Here is a 587-nt window from a genome sequence, read left to right as displayed (position 1 = left end):
GGAGGTCCATGACCCGACCGATGCGGCGGACCGGGAGGCCCAACTCGTGATGCAGGGTCTGAAGGGTGGCGTGCAGGACGGGTCCCAGGCGGTGAGAGGTCGCACCGACCTGATTGGCTTTCAGGTCGGGATGGTCACCACGCACCGCGTGGTGACACTGCGGGCACTCCATGACGGGCACGTGGTACTCGGTGACCTGCATGGCGTTCTGGGGGACGAGTTCCGTGACCCAGGCCTTGTCATGACGGGTGAAGATCAGCGGGCCCGTGAATCCACATCGAGGACAGGTGTTGGGCGTGTCGACATCCACGGTGGCCGTGATCTGCTCTGGCGTGGGTGGGGCCTTGTGGGCGAAGGTACCTTCACCAGGACGCCGTCCTGGTGATTTGGGATCGGTGGTGCGCTTCTCCCGGCTGAAGGGGGCGGCGTACTTGCGTTCCCGCCGTTCCAACTCTTCAATGCGCTTCTTCAGGCGGGCGATTTCCGCTTTGAGGGCCTTGTTCTCGGCGATCAGCCCGTCAATCTGCTCGGACTGACGACGGATGATCTCGAAGAGATCCTTCTCAGTCGCCCCAGTGCCCATGGAC

General features: G+C 63.5%; 1 pseudogene. It reads right to left on the bottom strand.

Annotation, left to right across the window (positions count from 1 at the left end):
* Positions 1-587: pseudogene (locus IEY70_RS20840) on the bottom strand (IS66 family transposase); the annotation flags it as partial.

The sequence above is a fragment of the Deinococcus seoulensis genome, from assembly GCF_014648115.1.
Classification (GTDB): Bacteria; Deinococcota; Deinococci; order Deinococcales; family Deinococcaceae; genus Deinococcus; species Deinococcus seoulensis.
This window is presented reverse-complemented; position numbering and strand designations above follow the sequence as displayed.